The organism is Paraburkholderia sp. 32 (assembly GCF_050435345.1).
Taxonomy (GTDB): domain Bacteria; phylum Pseudomonadota; class Gammaproteobacteria; order Burkholderiales; family Burkholderiaceae; genus Paraburkholderia; species Paraburkholderia tuberum.
In genome coordinates, this window is record NZ_JBNDKD010000001.1 from 1,848,834 (window position 1) to 1,866,938 (window position 18,105).

15 protein-coding genes and 1 pseudogene are annotated in these 18,105 nt (G+C 64.5%); 7 read left to right on the plus strand and 9 right to left on the minus strand.

Annotated elements, in window-relative coordinates; all coding sequences use genetic code 11:
- Window positions 1-63 precede the first annotated feature (63 nt).
- Window positions 64-447: a hypothetical protein gene (locus OKW26_RS08715; protein WP_176078989.1), complete on the minus strand. Its 384-nt coding sequence runs from the start codon at window positions 445-447 to the stop codon at window positions 64-66.
- Between the two features lie 349 nt (window positions 448-796).
- On the opposite strand from OKW26_RS08715, the gene OKW26_RS08720 reads away from it, so the two are divergent.
- A complete protein-coding gene (locus tag OKW26_RS08720; protein WP_013092091.1) occupies window positions 797-1,075 on the plus strand; it encodes an HU family DNA-binding protein in 279 nt (92 codons plus the stop codon).
- Between the two features lie 244 nt (window positions 1,076-1,319).
- Here OKW26_RS08720 and OKW26_RS08725 read toward each other — a convergent pair whose 3' ends face one another.
- The 3 genes from OKW26_RS08725 to OKW26_RS08735 form a co-directional block, all read right to left on the minus strand.
- A complete protein-coding gene (locus tag OKW26_RS08725) occupies window positions 1,320-2,438 on the minus strand; it encodes a 3-deoxy-7-phosphoheptulonate synthase (RefSeq protein WP_429353313.1) in 1,119 nt (372 codons plus the stop codon).
- A 263-nt stretch (window positions 2,439-2,701) separates the two neighbouring features.
- Window positions 2,702-3,625 (minus strand): DUF72 domain-containing protein, encoded by a 924-nt coding sequence (locus tag OKW26_RS08730; protein ID WP_429353314.1) that lies wholly within the window; start codon window positions 3,623-3,625, stop codon window positions 2,702-2,704.
- Window positions 3,626-3,664: 39 nt separating this feature from the next.
- Window positions 3,665-4,447 (minus strand): TetR/AcrR family transcriptional regulator, encoded by a 783-nt coding sequence (locus tag OKW26_RS08735; protein WP_429353315.1) that lies wholly within the window; start codon window positions 4,445-4,447, stop codon window positions 3,665-3,667.
- 247 nt (window positions 4,448-4,694) lie between these two features.
- Between OKW26_RS08735 and OKW26_RS08740 the strand changes: the two genes are divergently transcribed.
- From OKW26_RS08740 to OKW26_RS08755, 4 genes are read left to right on the plus strand one after another with little or no spacing between them, the layout of a single operon-like run.
- Window positions 4,695-5,876: an isovaleryl-CoA dehydrogenase gene (locus OKW26_RS08740; RefSeq protein WP_184064705.1), complete on the plus strand. Its 1,182-nt coding sequence runs from the start codon at window positions 4,695-4,697 to the stop codon at window positions 5,874-5,876.
- A gap of 52 nt (window positions 5,877-5,928) precedes the next feature.
- Complete coding sequence (locus OKW26_RS08745; protein ID WP_429353316.1) at window positions 5,929-7,536, plus strand: carboxyl transferase domain-containing protein; 1,608 nt, start codon at window positions 5,929-5,931, stop codon at window positions 7,534-7,536.
- 49 nt (window positions 7,537-7,585) lie between these two features.
- Window positions 7,586-8,371: an enoyl-CoA hydratase/isomerase family protein gene (locus tag OKW26_RS08750; protein WP_429353317.1), complete on the plus strand. Its 786-nt coding sequence runs from the start codon at window positions 7,586-7,588 to the stop codon at window positions 8,369-8,371.
- A 52-nt stretch (window positions 8,372-8,423) separates the two neighbouring features.
- Window positions 8,424-10,493, plus strand: coding sequence for an acetyl/propionyl/methylcrotonyl-CoA carboxylase subunit alpha (locus OKW26_RS08755; protein ID WP_429353318.1), 2,070 nt, complete (start codon window positions 8,424-8,426; stop codon window positions 10,491-10,493).
- 33 nt (window positions 10,494-10,526) lie between these two features.
- Here the strand turns inward: OKW26_RS08755 and OKW26_RS08760 are convergent, their stop codons facing one another.
- The 3 genes from OKW26_RS08760 to OKW26_RS08770 all read right to left on the minus strand — a co-directional run bounded on the left by OKW26_RS08760 (window position 10,527) and on the right by OKW26_RS08770 (window position 13,317).
- The gene (locus tag OKW26_RS08760; RefSeq protein WP_429353319.1) at window positions 10,527-11,318 is read right to left on the minus strand and encodes a phosphate/phosphite/phosphonate ABC transporter substrate-binding protein; all 792 of its coding nucleotides are present in this window, start codon (window positions 11,316-11,318) and stop codon (window positions 10,527-10,529) included.
- A 17-nt stretch (window positions 11,319-11,335) separates the two neighbouring features.
- Complete coding sequence (locus OKW26_RS08765; protein ID WP_018423012.1) at window positions 11,336-11,614, minus strand: DUF1488 family protein; 279 nt, start codon at window positions 11,612-11,614, stop codon at window positions 11,336-11,338.
- A 410-nt stretch (window positions 11,615-12,024) separates the two neighbouring features.
- The gene (locus OKW26_RS08770; protein WP_184064721.1) at window positions 12,025-13,317 is read right to left on the minus strand and encodes a cation:proton antiporter; all 1,293 of its coding nucleotides are present in this window, start codon (window positions 13,315-13,317) and stop codon (window positions 12,025-12,027) included.
- A 770-nt stretch (window positions 13,318-14,087) separates the two neighbouring features.
- Here OKW26_RS08770 and OKW26_RS08775 point away from each other — a divergent pair.
- Both OKW26_RS08775 and OKW26_RS08780 read left to right on the plus strand, forming a co-directional pair.
- Window positions 14,088-14,384, plus strand: a complete 297-nt coding sequence (locus OKW26_RS08775; RefSeq protein WP_429353320.1) for a hypothetical protein — start codon at window positions 14,088-14,090, stop codon at window positions 14,382-14,384.
- Between the two features lie 718 nt (window positions 14,385-15,102).
- Window positions 15,103-15,540: pseudogene (locus OKW26_RS08780) on the plus strand (type VI secretion system baseplate subunit TssG); the annotation flags it as partial.
- 199 nt (window positions 15,541-15,739) lie between these two features.
- Here OKW26_RS08780 and OKW26_RS08785 read toward each other — a convergent pair.
- Window positions 15,740-16,333, minus strand: coding sequence for a ParB-like protein (locus OKW26_RS08785; RefSeq protein WP_429353321.1), 594 nt, complete (start codon window positions 16,331-16,333; stop codon window positions 15,740-15,742).
- An 86-nt stretch (window positions 16,334-16,419) separates the two neighbouring features.
- On the minus strand, window positions 16,420-18,072 hold the full coding sequence (mltA, locus tag OKW26_RS08790; RefSeq protein ID WP_429353322.1) for a murein transglycosylase A: 1,653 nt from the start codon (window positions 18,070-18,072) through the stop codon (window positions 16,420-16,422).
- Window positions 18,073-18,105 lie beyond the last annotated feature (33 nt).

Consider the following 18,105-nt stretch of genomic DNA (forward strand, 5'->3'; position numbering starts at 1 on the left):
AACCAGACGTTTGTGCCGGATGCCGATCGCGAGACTCGAGCAAAAGGCGGCCTTCGCGCATGCTCAAAGCGTGGGGCACGACAGCACCCGCTGCGGCCGCATGGCGGTGCCGGGCTGGCCGGCCGGCGCGGGCGTGCCACGCGGCGCGGCCGAGACGAGCCGGACCGCGTCGGCGCCAGCATTCGCGAGCACGTATTTTTCCGGGCTGTCATCCGGCTGCCAGTACGCGCGAAACACGTCGCCGTCGCTGAACACGAGCAGCTTGCCGTGCACGGTTTTTCCGCCGCCAACGAAGTCGACCGGTTCGCCGTCGCGTAGCGAAAAGCTCTGCGCGGCGCTGGAGTTCGTCGCACCGACGAGGGTCGCGCACGCGTTGTCGTCGGCCGCGGCCGCCGCCGACGACAACGCGGCGAGCAGCGCGCATGTTGCAAAGTGGCGAATTCTCACTTCTTTATGTCTTGCCGATAGTTAACTTGTGACATGTGTCGCAAATGGTGCGCCCGCGCATCGGGAAAAGGGCTATCGTCATCGGGAAGCCGGCGCGGGATCGCGTAACGCGACCTAAAGTACTGAAATTGCAACGGATTGTGATGCGCGGCGAATGCTCATGAGGCGGCGCGCGCGCATAAGCTCGCGATTCTTATGGCAGTTTGGGGCGCAAAAACGTCAAACCGGTGCCTTTGCCTTGATACAAGCCTTACACCAAGGGTTTGCGCGAAGGTGCGCCTATGCGTTAGTGTGTCGGTCCCGGCGCCTCAGAGGGCGCCGGTTCCATGATTACCATACGGGAAGTGCTATGAACAAACAGGAACTGATTGATGCAGTCGCCGCAGCGACGGGCGAAAGCAAAGCGGCAACCGGCCAGACCATCGACGCGATCGTCGAGGCAGTGACCAAGGCCGTGGTGAGCGGCGATACGGTGCAACTGGTCGGTTTCGGTTCGTTCTCGACCGGCGCGCGCGCGGCACGCGTGGGGCGCAATCCGTCGACGGGCGAAGAGATCCAGATCGCCGCGGCCAAGACGGTGAAGTTCACCGCAGGCAAGGCGTTCAAGGAAGCCGTCAACGCGTCGTAAGCAACGCGCTTCACGCCGGAGCATTCGCGATGCGCGCCGCAGCCCCGCTGTGAGGCGCGCGTGAGTGATGCGTCGGGCGTGAGGATCACGCGCTGCCCAACCCGGCCAGGCGATTCGCCGGCAGCTGGTGCGGCGCGTGTGTCTGGCTCCTTGAGCCAGGCGTTCGTGGGCTCGACCGGCTTCGATCGAGTCTAAAGCGGACCCGCCGCGGCCATCGCGATCGGGCGGTCCGTGCGTTGCCCTGTCAGCCCGCGCGACGCTTGCGGGTTGCCTCGGCGAGCGCGGCGAGCACCGGTTCGGTCTGCGCCCAGCTCACGCAGGCATCCGTGATCGACACGCCGTAACGCAACGGCACACCGGCCTTCAGATCCTGACGGCCTTCTTCCAGATGGCTTTCGAGCATCACACCGATGATGCGGCGCTCGCGCTCCGACAGTTGCCGCGCGATATCGTCCGCGACCTCGATCTGCCGCAAGTGCGATTTGTTCGAGTTCGCATGCGAGCAGTCGATCATCACCTGCTCGCGCAGACCCGCCGAACCCAGCGCTTCACAGGTCGCCTGCACCGACGCGCTGTCATAGTTCGGCCCTTTCTTGCCGCCGCGCAGGATCACGTGCGCGTCGTCGTTGCCGCGCGTTTCGAAGATCGCGGCCATGCCCATTTTCGTCATGCCCATGAACGCGTGGCTCGCACGCGCCGCGACGATGGCGTCGGCGGCGATCTGCACGCCGCCGTCGGTGCCGTTCTTGAAGCCGATCGGGCAGCTCAGTCCCGACGCGAGCTGACGATGACTCTGGCTCTCGGTCGTGCGCGCGCCGATCGCACCCCACGCGATCAGATCGGCGATGTATTGCGGGCTCAACAGGTCGAGAAACTCGGTCGCCGTGGGCAGGCCCAGACCGTTGATGTCGAGCAGCAATTGCCGGGCGAGACGCAGGCCTTCGTTGATGCGGAAGCTGCCGTCCAGACGCGGATCGTTGATGTAGCCTTTCCAGCCCACCGTCGTGCGCGGTTTCTCGAAGTACACGCGCATCACGATCAGCAGATCGTCCCGATAGTGATCGGCGGCGGCCTTCAGCTTGCGCGCGTATTCGATCGCCTGGTCGTGGTCGTGAATCGAACAGGGGCCGACGATCAGCACGAGCCGGTCGTCGCGGCTGTGCAGAATGTCGGCGATTTCGACGCGAGTCTTCTCGACCAGCGACTGCACCGCGGGCGGCACCGGCAGTTCGTCCTGCAGCAGCGCTGGGGAAATCAGCGGACGGACCGCGCCGATGCGCACGTCGTCGATGCGCGTGGTGTCCTGGGTGGCGTCGGCCGAGCCGACTTCCTGATCGTGCAGGGGATTGTCGAGGGCGCTCAAGATGTTCTCCGCAATCGGTTGATGAGGCGGCCTTGCCGCCTGATTATGCGAGCGCCGCCGCGATGAGGGCGTGCGGGCGCCGCGTGGGTTTGACGTGGACCGTGCGGGTTGGGTTACTGCGTGCCTCGGGCGAGGTTTGACGCAAGGTCTTGCGTCGGGCTTGACGCGAAGCCGACGCGACCGCGCACGGATGCGCTGGCGCGATTATGACACCGGCGCCGGCCTCATGGCAGGCGGACCGGCGGGTAGGCGGCGCGGCGGATTCAGAGCTTCTTGAGCAACGCCATCGCGGCGGCCGGATTGCGCTCCTTGAAGCCGCTGATCACATATAGATAGACGTCGCGCGTGGCGGCTTTCGCGGGCGGCTCCGCGCAGGTCTCGAGATCGTCGGGCGTGATGCCCGCGGCGAGCTGGCGCGCGCGTTCGGCCCATGCGTCGAGCGCTTTCGTCGAATAGCCATTGGCTTGCTTTTCGCTCGTGCCCATGATGCGCGCGTAGACGAACGGCGCGGTGATGTCGGCGATCTGCGGATACTCGCTGTCGGCCGCGAGCACGACCGCGACCTTGTACTTGCGCGCGAGCGCGATGAGTTCCGGTGTCCTGAACGAATCGTGACGAACCTCGACCGCGTGCCGCAGCTTCTGTCCTTCGATGCTCGCGGGCAGCAGCTTCAGAAAGGCCTCGAAATCGTCGGCGTCGAATTTTTTGGTCGGCGCGAACTGCCAGTTGATGGGCCCGAGCTTCTGCTTGAGCAGCAGCACGCCGCTTGCGAAGAATCGCTCGATCGTGTCGCCGGCTTCAGCGAGCACCTTGCGGTTGGTCGCGTAACGCGGCGCCTTTAGCGAGAACACGAAATCGTCGGGCGTCTCCTGATACCACTTCTCATAGCTGGCCGGTTTCTGCAAACCGTAGAACGTGCCGTTGATTTCGATCGACGTCAGATGCCGGCTCGCATATTCGAGTTCGCGGCTTTGCGTCAGGTCTTCCGGATAAAACGGCCCGCGCCACGGCGCATAGGTCCAGCCGCCGATGCCGATGCGAATGCGTGCGGCGGACGTGGATCTGGACGACGTTTCGGTTGATTTTTTCGTTGGCGCTTTCTTTGCGGCCTTCGGTTTGTCGCCGCGTTCTTCGTCAGACTTCTCGCTTCGCTTGTTGCTTTCCTTCGCGCTTGTCGCTGCGGGCACTTGGGCTCTCCTTCGGGCTGCGGCGGGAAAGCTCGTAGATTAGCCGCTTTTCTCGCGGCGCGCGGCGCTTGCCCGGCCGGGGGCCTCGGCCTTGCCTTCGCCGGCCGCGGCGCTGGCTTCGTCGAAACGACGGCTCGCTGCGGCCACTTCCACGCGAAAGCGCTGCAACGCGCCGAGCGCGAGGTCGGGCGGCGTCAGCGCGACCCACAGCACGTCGATCAGCTGATCGGCGGTGGCGTCGATATCGATCTGCCGGTTCGTCAGCGTCGCGTCCCACAGCACATGCTCCATCGGGCCGAACACCATCGAGCGCAACAGGCGCAGCGGCATGTCGGAGCGAATCTCGCCGCTTTGCTGGCCTTGCGCGAGCACGCGCATCAACGGCGCGGTGTAGCGGCGCTGCAGTTCGGTCAGCGCTTCGCTCAGTTCGTGATGCCGCGCGCGCCCTTCGGACAGCACCAGCGCGCACAGATCGGTGCCATTCACGAGCATCAGCCGCAGATGCATGCGCACGATGAACGCGAACTGCTGGCGCACGTTGCCGTCGCGCGGCAGGCCCGCTTCGATCGCGTCGATGATCTCGTCGTACCAATCGCCGATGACACGAGCGCACAACTCGCGCTTGCCGCGAAAGTAGCTGAACACCGTCGCCTCGGAAACGCCCAGGCGCTGCGCGATTTCCGCGGTCGTCGCGCGTTCGTAGCCCTTTTCGGAGAACACGTCGCGCCCCGCCTGAAGAATCTCCTTCACGCGCTGCTGCGACTTGCGCCCGGCCGGCTGGCGACGCGAGACAGGTAATCCGGCCTTCTCGGCAACCGTCATATGAGTAAAATTCAGATTTTTGATGCGGATTGGGGCTCGAGCTGGCGATTGAACGCTGCGTCTGTGCCCGATGAACGCGATCGTAGCACCGAATCCGCCGGCTCATGCGGGTCTGTAAATTTCTGAGTAACACTCAAAAATACCTATTGACGCTTACGTCAATCTGGCGTGAAATGCGCGTTGACATGCTTTCGCGTGCCGCTTCGCGCTCCACCAGCGGCCGCCCACGAACTCAGGAGACACCGCAATGCCCAATCTGCCCGGTTTGCAGTTCCCGCTCGGCGAAGAGATCGAAATGCTGCGCGACAGCATTGCGTCGTTCGCCGCCAAAGAAATCGCGCCGCGCGCCGGGGAGATCGATCGCACCGATCAGTTCCCGATGGACCTGTGGCGCAAGTTCGGCGACCTCGGCGTGCTCGGCATGACGGTTTCCGAAGAGTACGGCGGCGCGAACATGGGCTATACCGCGCACATGGTCGCGATGGAGGAAATTTCGCGTGCGTCGGCATCGGTTGGCCTGTCGTACGGCGCGCATTCGAACCTGTGCGTGAACCAGATTCATCGCAACGGCACCGACGCGCAGAAGCGCAAGTATCTGCCGAAGCTCGTGTCGGGCGAGCACGTCGGCGCGCTCGCGATGAGCGAGCCGAACGCGGGCTCGGACGTGGTCAGCATGAAGCTGCGCGCCCAGAAGAAGGGCGATCGTTACGTGCTGAACGGCACCAAGATGTGGATCACCAACGGCCCCGACTGCGACACCCTGGTCGTCTATGCAAAGACCGATCCCGAAGCGAATTCGCGCGGCATCACCGCGTTCATCGTCGAGAAGGGCATGAAGGGTTTCTCGGTCGCTCAGAAGCTCGACAAGCTCGGCATGCGCGGCTCGCACACCGGCGAGCTGGTGTTCCAGGACGTCGAAGTGCCGGAGGAAAACATCCTTGGCGCATTGAACGGCGGCGTCAAAGTGCTGATGAGCGGTCTCGACTACGAACGCGCGGTGCTCGCGGGCGGCCCGACCGGCATCATGGTCGCGGTGATGGACGCGGTCGTGCCGTATATCCACGACCGCAAGCAGTTCGGCCAGTCGATCGGCGAATTCCAGCTGATCCAGGGCAAGGTCGCCGATCTGTACACGACGCTGCAGGCATGCCGCGCGTATCTGTACGCGGTGGGCCGCCAACTCGACACGCTCGGCAACGACCATGTGCGCCAGCTCCGCAAGGACTGCGCGGGCGTGATTCTGTACACGGCCGAAAAGGCGACCTGGATGGCTGGCGAGGCGATCCAGATTCTCGGCGGCAATGGCTATATCAACGAGTATCCGGTCGGTCGTCTGTGGCGCGATGCGAAGCTCTATGAAATTGGCGCGGGCACGAGCGAAATTCGTCGCATGCTGATCGGCCGGGAGCTGTTTGCCGAAACGCTGTGATACAAGCGCGCGTGAGCCCCCTCAATACGCCGCACTCTGGAGAAGCGACGTCATGCCGATCATCGAATCGAAACTGAACCCACGCTCGGACGACTTTCGCGCGAACGCGGCGGCGCTCGAAGCGCTCGTCGCCGATCTGCGCGCGAAGATCGAGCAACTCGCGCAGGGCGGCGGCCAGGCCGCGCGCGACAAGCACACGAGCCGCGGCAAGCTGCTGCCGCGCGAGCGGATCGCGCAACTGCTCGATCCGGGCACGCCGTTTCTCGAACTGTCGCAACTCGCCGCGTACGGCATGTACAACGACGACGCGCCGGGCGCCGGCGTGATCACCGGCATCGGCCGCATCGCGGGACAGGAGTGCGTGATCGTCTGCAACGACGCGACCGTGAAGGGCGGCACCTACTATCCGGTCACCGTGAAGAAGCACGTGCGCGCGCAGGAAATCGCCAGCGAAAACCGCTTGCCGTGCGTGTACCTCGTCGACTCGGGTGGCGCGAATCTGCCGAATCAGGACGACGTGTTTCCCGATCGCGATCACTTCGGCCGCATCTTCTACAACCAGGCGAATCTGTCGGCCGCGGGTATTCCGCAGATCGCGGTCGTGATGGGCTCGTGCACCGCGGGCGGCGCGTATGTGCCGGCGATGAGCGACGAGTCGATCATCGTCAAGAACCAGGGGACGATTTTTCTCGGCGGCCCACCGCTCGTCAAAGCCGCGACCGGCGAAGTGGTCAGCGCCGAAGATCTCGGCGGCGGCGACGTGCATACGCGTCTGTCGGGCGTCGTCGATCATCTTGCGCAGAACGATGCGCATGCGCTCGGGATCGCGCGCAGCATCGTCGGCCATCTGAACCGCGTGAAGCCGGCGCCGCTCGTATTGCAGGAGCCGAAGCCGCCGCGCTACGACACCCAGAGCATCTACGGCGTGATTCCGCTCGACACGCGCAAGCCGTTCGATATCCGCGAAGTGATCGCGCGTATTGTCGACGATTCCGCGTTCGACGAATTCAAGGCGCGCTACGGCACCACGCTCGTCTGCGGCTTCGCGCATATCTGGGGGCATCCGGTCGGTATCGTCGCGAACAACGGCATTCTGTTTTCCGAGTCGGCGCTGAAGGGCACCCACTTCATCGAGCTGTGCTGCCAGCGCAAGATTCCGCTCGTGTTCCTGCAGAACATCACCGGCTTCATGGTCGGCCGCAAGTACGAAAACGAAGGCATTGCGAGGAACGGCGCGAAGATGGTCACCGCAGTGGCGACCGCTAAGGTGCCGAAGTTCACGGTGATCATCGGCGGCTCGTTCGGCGCGGGCAACTACGGCATGTGCGGCCGCGCGTATTCGCCGCGCTTCCTGTGGATGTGGCCGAACGCGCGCATCTCGGTGATGGGCGGCGAGCAGGCCGCGTCGGTGCTCGCCACCGTCAAGCGCGACGGCATCGAAGCGAAGGGCGGCAACTGGAGCGCGGAGGAAGAAGAGTCGTTCAAGCAGCCAATCCGCGAGCAATACGAGCGTCAGGGCCATCCGTACTACGCGAGCGCTCGGTTGTGGGACGACGGTGTGATCGACCCCGCGCAAACTCGCGACGTGCTTGGGCTGGGTTTGTCGGCGGCGATGAACGCGCCGATCGAAGACACGCGTTTCGGCGTGTTCAGAATGTGATGGCCCGCGTCACCGCGATGCGACCGCGTAAGGCAAAGGAGTGTTACGCATGCAATACGAAACGCTGAAGGTCGAGCTTGCCGGCCAGATCGCGACGGTCACGCTCAATCGTCCGGACGTGCGCAACGCGTTCAATGAAACGATGATTGCCGAGCTGACTGCCGCATTCACCGCGCTCGACACGCGCGACGACGTGCGCGCGGTCGTGCTCGCCGCGAACGGCAAGGCGTTCTGCGCGGGCGCCGACCTGAACTGGATGAAGAAAATGGCCGGCTACTCGGACGACGAGAACCGCGCCGACGCGATGCGGCTCGCCGGCATGCTGTCGGCGGTATATCGCTGCAACAAGCCGGTGATCGCGCGCGTGAGCGGCGACGCATACGCGGGCGGCATGGGCCTGATTGCCGCGTGCGACATCGTCGTCGCGGTCGAAAGCGCACACTTCTGCCTGTCCGAAGCGCGGCTCGGGCTGATTCCCGCGACGATCGCGCCATACGTGATTCGTGCGCTCGGCGAGCAGGCGTCGCGGCGCTACTTCCTCACCGCCGAGGCGTTCGACTGCGCGAGCGCGTTGCGGCTGGGTTTGGTCAGCGAAGCGGTGAGCGCCGAGCAGCTCGATGCGATGGTCGCGCAGCTCGCGCAGACGCTGTGCGCGAACGGCCCGCAAGCAGTGCGCGCCTGCAAGCGGCTCGTGCAGGACATCGCGGGCCGCGAGTTGAGCGACGCGCTGATCGAGGACACCGCCGTGCGGATTGCGAAAACGCGGGCCGGCGCAGAGGGCCGCGAAGGCGTGGCGTCGTTCCTCGAAAAGCGCACGCCGGGCTGGCGCAACTGACATGCTCCGCTAACAACCATCGTCCCGTACCGCCCATTTCATCGAGACACTCATGTTCAACAAGATCCTGATCGCCAACCGGGGTGAAATTGCGTGCCGCGTCGCGGCGACCTGCAAGCGGCTCGGCATCGCGAGCGTGGCCGTCTATTCGGACGCCGACGCCAACGCGAAACACGTCGCCGCCTGCGACGAAGCGGTGCATATCGGCGGTTCGACGGCGGCGCAAAGCTATCTGCGCATCGAGCGGATCATCGAAGCCGCGCGCGCGACCGGCGCGCAGGCCGTGCATCCGGGCTACGGCTTTCTTTCGGAAAACGAAGACTTCGCGCATGCGTGCGAGGCGGCCGGCATCGTCTTTATCGGACCGCCGGTCGAAGCGATTGCCGCGATGGGCTCGAAGGCCGCCGCGAAAGCGCTGATGCACGCGGCCGCGGTGCCGCTCGTGCCCGGCTATCACGGCGACGACCAGGAGCCGCAGCTGTTGCAGCGCGAGGCGGACACGATCGGCTATCCGGTGCTGCTGAAGGCGAGCGCAGGCGGCGGCGGCAAGGGCATGCGCGTGGTCGAGCGCAGCGCGGACTTCGCGGCCGCGCTGCTGTCGTGCAAGCGCGAGGCGGCGAGCAGCTTCGGCAACGATCGCGTGCTGATCGAGAAGTATCTGACCCGGCCGCGTCACGTCGAGGTCCAGGTGTTCGCCGATCGGCACGGCGGCGCCGTTTATCTGTTCGACCGCGACTGTTCGGTGCAGCGGCGTCATCAGAAAGTGCTCGAGGAAGCGCCCGCGCCGGGGCTGTCGGCCGAGGTCAAGCGCGCGATGGGCGAAGCGGCCGTGGCCGCCGCGCGCGCGGTCAACTACGTTGGCGCGGGTACGGTCGAGTTCATCATGACGCCGACCGGCGAGTTCTATTTCATGGAGATGAACACGCGGCTGCAGGTCGAGCATCCCGTCACCGAGATGGTGACGGGGCAGGACCTCGTCGAATGGCAGTTGCGCGTTGCCGCGGACGAGAGTTTGCCGCTCACCCAGCAGCAGTTGAAGCTCGACGGCCACGCGATCGAGGCGCGCATCTACGCAGAGCATCCGGCGCGCGGCTTCCTGCCGTCCACCGGCACGCTCAAGCATCTGCGCATGCCCGAAGGCGTCGAGTTCGCGATCGACGCGGCCGGGCTCGGCGAGCCGGGCCGCAAGGCGCCGGTGCGTATCGACAGCGGCGTGCGCGAGGGTGACACGATCACGCCGTTCTACGATCCGATGATCGCCAAGCTGATCGTGCACGGCGCGACGCGCGAGGAGGCATTGGCGCGCCTCGCGCGTGCGCTGCATGCTTGCGAGGTGGTCGGGCCGCATACGAACGTCGAGTTTCTGCGGCGCATCGTCGTGAGCGAGCCGTTCGCGAGCGGCGAGCTCGACACCGGTTTGATCGAGCGTCATCACGACGTGCTGTTCGCGCCGGCACAGAAGCCGTTCAAGGAAGCGCTCGCGCTCGCGTGCGCCGCGTTGTTGACGCGCGAGGGCGGCACCGCGCACGGCGCGTCGCCGTGGGACGCGCTGTCGCACTGGCGGCTCAATAGCGGCTACACGCAAACGCTCGGCTGGCGCGTGATCGACGACGGCGCCAACGACGACAGCCCCGACGCGTTCACGGTCGTTTTCGCGCGCAACGGGGACACGCAAGCGCTCGTGCAAACACTCGAACACGACGGCGTGCGCGAGGACTTCACATGGTCGGTCGGCGCGGGCGCCCATGAATTCCGCGCGACGATCGGCGATGCGCGCGTGACGGGGCGTGTATTCGTCGACGGCGACAGGTTCCACGTGTTCTGCCATGGCGAGACGCTCGCATTCGAATGGCAGAACCTGCTCGCGCATGCCGCGGATGCCGAGCACGGCGAAGGCCGTCTGACCGCGCCGATGCCGGGCAAAGTGATCGCGGTGCTGGTCGAACCAGGCGCGGTGGTCGAGAAGGGCGCGCCGCTGATCGTGATGGAAGCGATGAAGATGGAGCATACGATCGGCGCCCCGGCGGCGGGCACGGTCGCCGAGGTGCTGTATGCGGTCGGCGATCAGGTCGCCGACGGCGCGCAACTGCTGGTGCTGGAGGTGCAGCAGGCGGGTGAATAAGCGCGTCGAGTGGCAGATGAGCGAGTAGGTGAATCAAGCGAGCCGCTCGTAGCCCGCGGCGCGCGCTTCGCTTTCCAACTCGCCGATGCGCGCGTAGTCGGTCAGCGGCAACGTCGAAAAACCCCTTAAACGCAGGCGTTTTGCGCGCTCGGGGCGGACGCTCAGCGCCTCGTTCAACGCGTCGCGCAACGCGGCGATCGTGGCCGGCGGCACATTGGCCGCGGCGATCAGCGGCAAGCCCGGCGAGGCGGCGGTCATGCCGATCGCGCGCACGCGCCCCGCGAGTTCCGGCAGCACGTCGCAAACGAAGGCGAAGGTCACGCAGTCGATCGCGGCGACGTCCGCGCGATTGTCCGCGACCGCGCGCAGCGAGCCGACATGCGAGCCCGTGCGCAGCACCGCGCCGAAGAACATGCCGGCGCGCGCGAGCGGCGCGACCGCGTGACGAAATGCGTTCATGCCGCTGTTCGAATCGTCCTGGTTGTAGGCGGCGCGTGCGCCTCGGCACGAGGCGAGTGAGTCGAAGCGCGCGTCGGCGCGCGTGACCAGTACGCTCGAGTAATGCGCGCCGTCGCAGCCGGGCGCATCGAAACAGGGTGTCGCGACCAATTGCACCTGCGCGTGCAGCCCCTGCATCAGCGGATAACCGCAGGTCTGGGAAATCAGCAGATTCGGGCGCCGCCAGAAGCCGTGCAGTTCCTCGTCCGGTTCGACGATGCGGCACGCGGGCTTGACCCGGCGCAGCACGTCGTCGAGCCACTCGCGCCATTCGAGGTCGAGCGCGGGTGTCACGTTGTACATCGGCAGGGCGGCGATCCAGCTCATGAAGGCGTTTCTCGCGCCTAATGTCTGACCAATTTGAATTCATCGAGACCGAGCCGCACCGGCTCGCTCGGCGTGAACTGCCATCGCTGCGCGGCTACGGAGAGGATCTCGTCCTGCGCATCCTCGAACGCGACCAACAGGTCCTGCTTGCGACGGCTCACGGCGCCACAGAACTCGACCAGCGCGTCGGCGCTAACTTCAAAAATCTGCGCACGATCGTCGCAGCACACGCGGAACGCGACCGTCGCGCATTCCGTCACACAGGGCCGGAACCCTTCATCGACATAGACCGACATGGCGAACTCCTTCGGACGCCTGAATCGACAGAATGACAAACCGCGCCTGCCAGGTATGTGGGAGAACCGGCATTGACGGCCAAATGCCCGGGCCGCGGCAGGCGCGACGGTCCGGAAACTGGCGGAAAGTAAGCCAGAAACTGGCGGCGGACTCGTTGAAGTCCGAGCCAGGACCGCGGCGTGAACCGTGGCCGGAGGGAGACGGCGGCGGTTCGACTCGCCATCGGTCTCGCCTGCTGGTGGGCCGCCCCGGGTCAGAATCGCGGCGGCACTGCTCAGAAAACGCTTAAATCGGGCGCTCCAATCCAATCTCGAAATCGACGCGAGAGCCGCTCGCTCCGGTCTCGGACTGTGTTTGGATTTTCTCACCAATCTCGCGGTGCAGATCGGCGTAGGTATCCACTTTACGATTAGCGCGCGTTTTGTGCAGGCGATGAGTCCGGCGGGGCTGGCCGGGTTGCGTGAGCGGCCGGGATATTGAGCCGACGGATCAGCGGGCCCAATGTCGTCGCCTGAATCAGCAGGCTGAATACCACGACGAGATACGTGACGCCGATGAACATTTCGCGTCCGTGAAACTCCGGCAGCGACAGCGCGAGCGCAATCGAGATGCCGCCGCGCAGTCCGCCCCACGTCAGCACGACAGCCGAATGCGGACTGAGCCGCCGGAAGTTCTGCAGCGCGAGCAGCGGAATCGCGACGCTGACGCCGCGCGCGAACAGCACGACCGGAATCGCCGCCAGCCCGAGCCAAACGATCTCGACGCGCAGCGACAGCGCAATGATTTCGAGTCCGATCAGCCCGAACAGCACGAGATTGAGCAACTCGTCGAGCAGGTCCCAGAAGTTGAACAGATGCTCGCGCGTCTTCTCCGACATCGACGTCGACGCGCCGTGATTGCCGATCACGAGCCCCATGATCACGACCGCGAGAGGCGCTGACACGTGCAGCGCTTCGGCGAGACTATAGCCGCCGGTCGCGAGCGCGAGTGTGATCAGGATTTCGACCGGATAGCTGTCGATACCTCGCAGCAGCAGCGACGCGCCGAAGCCGAGCGCCGCGCCGAGCACGAGCGCTCCGGCGACTTCGCGCAGCAGATCGAATGCGATCGCGCCCGCGGAAAACTCGTTCGCGCCGGTTGCGAGTCCGACTAGCGTGACGAATGCGACGACGGCCGTGCCGTCGTTGAACAGCGATTCGCCGGTAATCTTGGTTTCGAGGCTTTCGGGCGCCGCCGCGCGCTTGAGCACGCTGAGTACCGCGATCGGATCGGTCGGCGAGATCAGCGCGCCGAACACGAGACACCACAGCAGGCTCACCGGCTGGCCGAGCCATTGCGCCGCGTAGTAAAAGCCGAAGCCGACCACCGCGATCGAAATCAATACGCCGATCGTCGCGAGCATCAGCACCGCGCGCCGCTGCGTGCGCATCTTCGACAGATCGACGTGCAGCGCGCCGGCGAACAGCAGCAGACTTAGCAGGCCGTGAAACACGATGTCGGCAAAATCGATCTGCACGACGATCTTGCGCGCGGCGATCGCCATCGCCGGATAGTAGAACCCGAGCGCAGAAATGCCGACGCAGACGACGAGCCCGACCGCGGTGATGCCGAGCGTGTCGGGCAACCTGATGAATCGATAATTGAGGACGCCGAACAGCGCGACGATGGCGAACAGCGCACCGGCAATCTGGAAGACGCTCATCGTGCACGCTCTCCCGCTTCGCGGCGGCGCGAACGCGTGATCAGGGTGGCACCGAGGTAACTCGCGCGACAAGGCATAAAACAGGCAGGCAGAGAATGCCGACACAATTGCGATATTGAACCAGCGAGATGTTTCACCAGCAATTCCTTATTCAGGCTCATTCAATCCGATAAGCGATCTGCGGTCTGTAATGACACGATCTTTGCCGCTGGCGATCGAGCGACGTACCGGGACGGACGCTTTATTCAAACGCAGCGGACGATGCGGCCAGACGCAGCGTGCTTTTTATCGGACCACGAGCGGATGACGGCGAACCGGGCGGAGCCAGGCTCGCCAGAGGGCACCACGATGGGCAATGGCAGTGTTCGGACTACTGAAGCGCCGGAGGAGTTCCGGTCTTTATTTTGAGATATAGCTTTTTATTTCGAGATGGTTCGCGGGGCTTGATTCGTCGAGGCTATTCAATCGAATCTGAATAAACGGTATGAATCTGTAATCCGAATTTGCCGGTCCGATGACTTCACATTGCATGGAGCCTTGTGGTTCATTGTTCCAAAATCTGTAAAGCATATATCTAATCTCACAGTAAAACTGTTTTGCTCGTCATTGAGCATCGTTGACGCCAGAATTGGCAGGTCGAGAGCAGGGAAAGCCCGAACCGGGAATTGCCCGGGATATGACAATTGTTGACAAACGCGAGTCGAGAATGATGCAGCATCGAAACATGGCGAAATGCTGTTGTGTAGCAATGGGTGAAGACGGAGAAGAGCATGGAGCAAACCTATCGTTATCGGGGATTCGACATCGTGGTCAACGCGTTGCGCGCGACCGATATGTCCACCCGTGTCGGCAGTGCCACGGCGCGGCGCGCGTACGTGGCGAGCGTCACGTTGAAGACGCGGTTGATCGGCGGCGAGTGGTCGACCGCTTTCCGGGTAGCTTCGGTGCCCGATCGTTCGTCGACCGATCTGCGGGAAGTGCTGGCGGCTGGTTTCGCGGCCGCCATTCGGGTCGTCGACGACGTGGTGAGCGTGATGGGCGACGGGTTCGCGCGCAAGGCGGCCTGAGTTCCACACGAGGCGCTCGGCGCCGCGGTGCCACGCGGCAGGCGTGATCGCGCACAGGGGTGCCCAAGCGGGCCCGGCATTTCAAAGCGCTCGCGATCGTTGACCGTCGACTACGGTTGTCGGTCGTGGCGAGCGTCGAAATAACGACGCGTATCCCTGCGGTGCGTGTGGGTTCCAGGCAGGGCGTGCTCGTCTCCTCAGCGTCCTGTTGTTTTAATCCCGCCCCCCTGTGCGGGATTTTTTTTGTCAGTCGACATTGCGGGCGCTCGGTAATGCACTGCCACATCCGCACGAAAAGAGCATGTTTAGCTCGCGATTTATATCGGCTGTGTGAAATGCGGGTGAAAAAGCAAGCGGAACAAATAATGCTTATTCGAAAATCCTTTCTGTTTGCCGTTATTGTCTCCGTGGCGGGGACGGCTCAGACCGATAGTCCCGATCCTCACGAACGGTCCGCGCGCATGAATGCGGCGGACGGCACACTGGCCACGTGATCGCTTGCTAACGGGGCAGCAAGGAAAAAAGCCTCGAACACGAGGCGTGATCGAGGCTGCCGAAGGACAGACTCAATGTCTGTCTGGGAAGGTCGATCGGACCCGTGATCGACCTTGCCTACTATAGCCAGTTATCCGCCGAGCAACTGTGAACAAATGTCGCGGTCGAATCGACCGGCGAATTCGCGAATAAATCTGAATCGTAGCGTCGGATCCGATTAGCAGCGCGCACAGGCTTTCCGGCGGGCGAGATCGCCGTAGTCGAATTCGATGATGATCCGGATTCCCTGGTCAATGCCACGGCGCCGACCTTGCGCACGACGTTCATGGGTCTTTACGGCGTCGACGCGGCGATGCCGTCGCACATGATCGACGAGATCGTGATGCGCGAGGAAGGGCACGAAGCGGTCGAGGCCTTTCTCGATCGGTTCAATCATCGTTTCGTCACGCTGCTGTATCGGGCGTGGAAGAAGTACCGCTATCCGGAAAGCTTTCGCGCGGGCGGCCGCGATGCGCATTCGCGCAATCTGTTGTGCCTCGCCGGCTTTCGCTGGGGCGACATGCCGCAACGCGCCGGCTTGTCCGATTCGCGGATGCTCGCGCTGCTCGGTCTGCTGATCCAGCGAACGCGCACACCTGAAGGGCTCGCGGGTGCGTCGGCAAGCCTGTCGCAGCCGATGCGGGCCGACACGAACTATGTGGCGGTCGTCGCGTTCTATCGCAATCCGGGTAGCGGGGATGGTTGGAAGTATGTGATAGGGAAGAAGAAGCTCGATGCGGACAAGCCGTTGAAGATCTCGTTGATGGATCAGTTTCTAGTGCCGGCGGGCAGTGCGGCCCACGATTAAGTGGGCCGCCGACTCAATCCGTGCGACCGAGATAGCCCGGTAGCCCCAATGCAGAGTCGCTCCTGGCCAGCTTCAAGGCTTCCTTGAGCAGAGCTGTGAACTTCTCGTCGCTATCGGGCCGCGGCAACGTCGCGCGAAAGAAGTCGGCCCAGCGAAATTCTTCCAGCGGGACACTGGTTTTTTCATAGCCGCCGGCATCGCGGACCGCTGCCGCGAGGCTTCGGTATTCATCGTCCTTCATTTCCCACACGTGCTCCGCCAATTCGGCAAACGGCCGGCGCATGCCTTGCGCGTCATACGGAAAGGTCCATCGTTGGTTTTCCATGCTGAGCCAGAACGACGCCCACGTGTACGACGAAAGATCCCGCACCAGCACGACCGGAACCGAGCGCACGCCCACCTGCCACAGCGCCGCCGCCACATGGTGATGATCGATCGCGAACGGTATGCCGTTGGGTCCGCAGACGACCGGTATCGGCTTTTCGGCGATCGCCATCTCCAGGTCATGGCTGCTCAGGGACCGGTATTGGCGGGCTTTTTCGCGGACCTCCCGCGCGCCGTGGGTCATTTGTGTGGGACGGAGCTCTTCGATTTGCCGCGTGTCCATGTCGGTCTCCTTGTCTGGATGCGTTGACGCGGCTCCCGCAAATTTCATGCCCCCGGGCGAGGCGTCGCCCACTTTCCGCCAGACGTCTACGGCGCATCGTCCACACACAGCACTGGATCGCTGACCAGACAATCCGCATCAGACGCGGCAGGCCTGCCGCCGCGCGTTTTCAACGACGTCTGCTGCGCGGCGATGCGCAATCCCTTGGGCAGCAGCACCCACATGCGCAGCCGCTCTTTGGTGTGGCTCGCCTGGGTCTGCGCGGTTTGACCGAAGCCGTAGAAGTAGTCGGCTCTGACGGCGCCCTGAATCGCACCGCCCGAATCCTGCGCGAGCATCAGGCGGTTGATCGCGCCGGGTGCCTGAGGGTCGTCACGCGTGGACACGAATACCGGCGCGCCGAGCGGCGTGGTGCGCGGATCGACGGCCACCGAGCGGCCCGCCGACAGCGGCACGCCCAACGCGCCCAGCGGACCGTTCGGTGAATCGGGGATCACACGAAAGAACACATAGCTCGGATCTGAAACCGCATACACGGGATGAGGTTTCGGCGTGGTCGTCGCCAGGGTGAAACCGCGCAGCAACGGCGACGTGGGTTCGTCATCGTCGCCGTCGGCGGGCGCCGCATTGCCTTCGTTGCTCGTAGCGGGCGCGCCCTCGCCACTGATGTCGACCTCGATCTCCATGCCGCGCACGACGAGCTTGCGCGCGCCGGCCGTCGCGTTGCCGCTGTGCGCGAGCGGCGGCAGGAACGGCCGGCCGTTCTGTTCCGCATAGGCGAAGCGGCGGATCGAGCCGTCGCTCATGCGGACCTTGCCCGCGCCTTGCAACTGCATCGAGTACAACATCACGGGGTCGTCGACATAGGCGAGGATCGGCGCCTTCAGTGCGCCGCGCTCGATCTCGGCGCGGGTGTAGTACGGCACGATGCGCCCGCCATCGAGCCGCAGTCGAATCTTCTTGTCGCGGATATCCGGCACGCTATCGCGCAGGTCCAGCGCGTAGACGCCTTTGAGGTCGCCACTCGTCGTATCGCTGAGGGGGATCACGTTACGTCCATCGATGCGAGCCGCGCTCACGTCACCTCGCGCGCGGTCCGGCAGGTGCCGCGCGTCGAGGTAGAGCATGTCGGCCGGCGTGCCATAGACCGGATAAAGGTAGGCGCCGCCGTACTGCTGGCTGCCATTGAGCAGCGGCTCGTAGTAGCCGGTCATCGTACCGTCGAGCGAGCGGTCGGGATTGCGGATCTGGTACGCGTTGAAATACGTTTCGAAGAATCGCCGGATCGCCGCGACGTCGCCAACGTCCACCGCTCGCGCGGCATTGCACGGTTCCGACCAGCCGCTGCGCGCGCCGAGCACGGTGCAACTGCGGCGAAACGCTTCCCATGACGCGGTGACGTCGTCCGTGTCCCACCCGGGCAGGTCGGCGAAAGCGATCGGCTCGTAGTAAGCGTGGCGCGTGGCGAAGCCGCCGCTCAACGCAGCCTTGGGACGCGGGTTATTGGAGCCGGTGGACGTGCCCGAGACCGTCGCGTGTGTCGTTAGGGGAGCCGGCGTCGGCCCAGGCATCGGCGGCGGCGCGGGTGGCGACGCTTGCGCCGTCGGCGCCGCCTGCTCGACCGGCGACGTCGCCGTGTGGCTCGTGTCCCCCAGGATGACGCTGGTCGCGGGCGTGTTGCTCGCGCAAGCCGCGAGCGTGGCTGTCAGCGCAAGCAGGAGAAGCTGAGCCCGTTGCATGCGGCCTCCTTGCGGACCATCGCGAACGTCGCG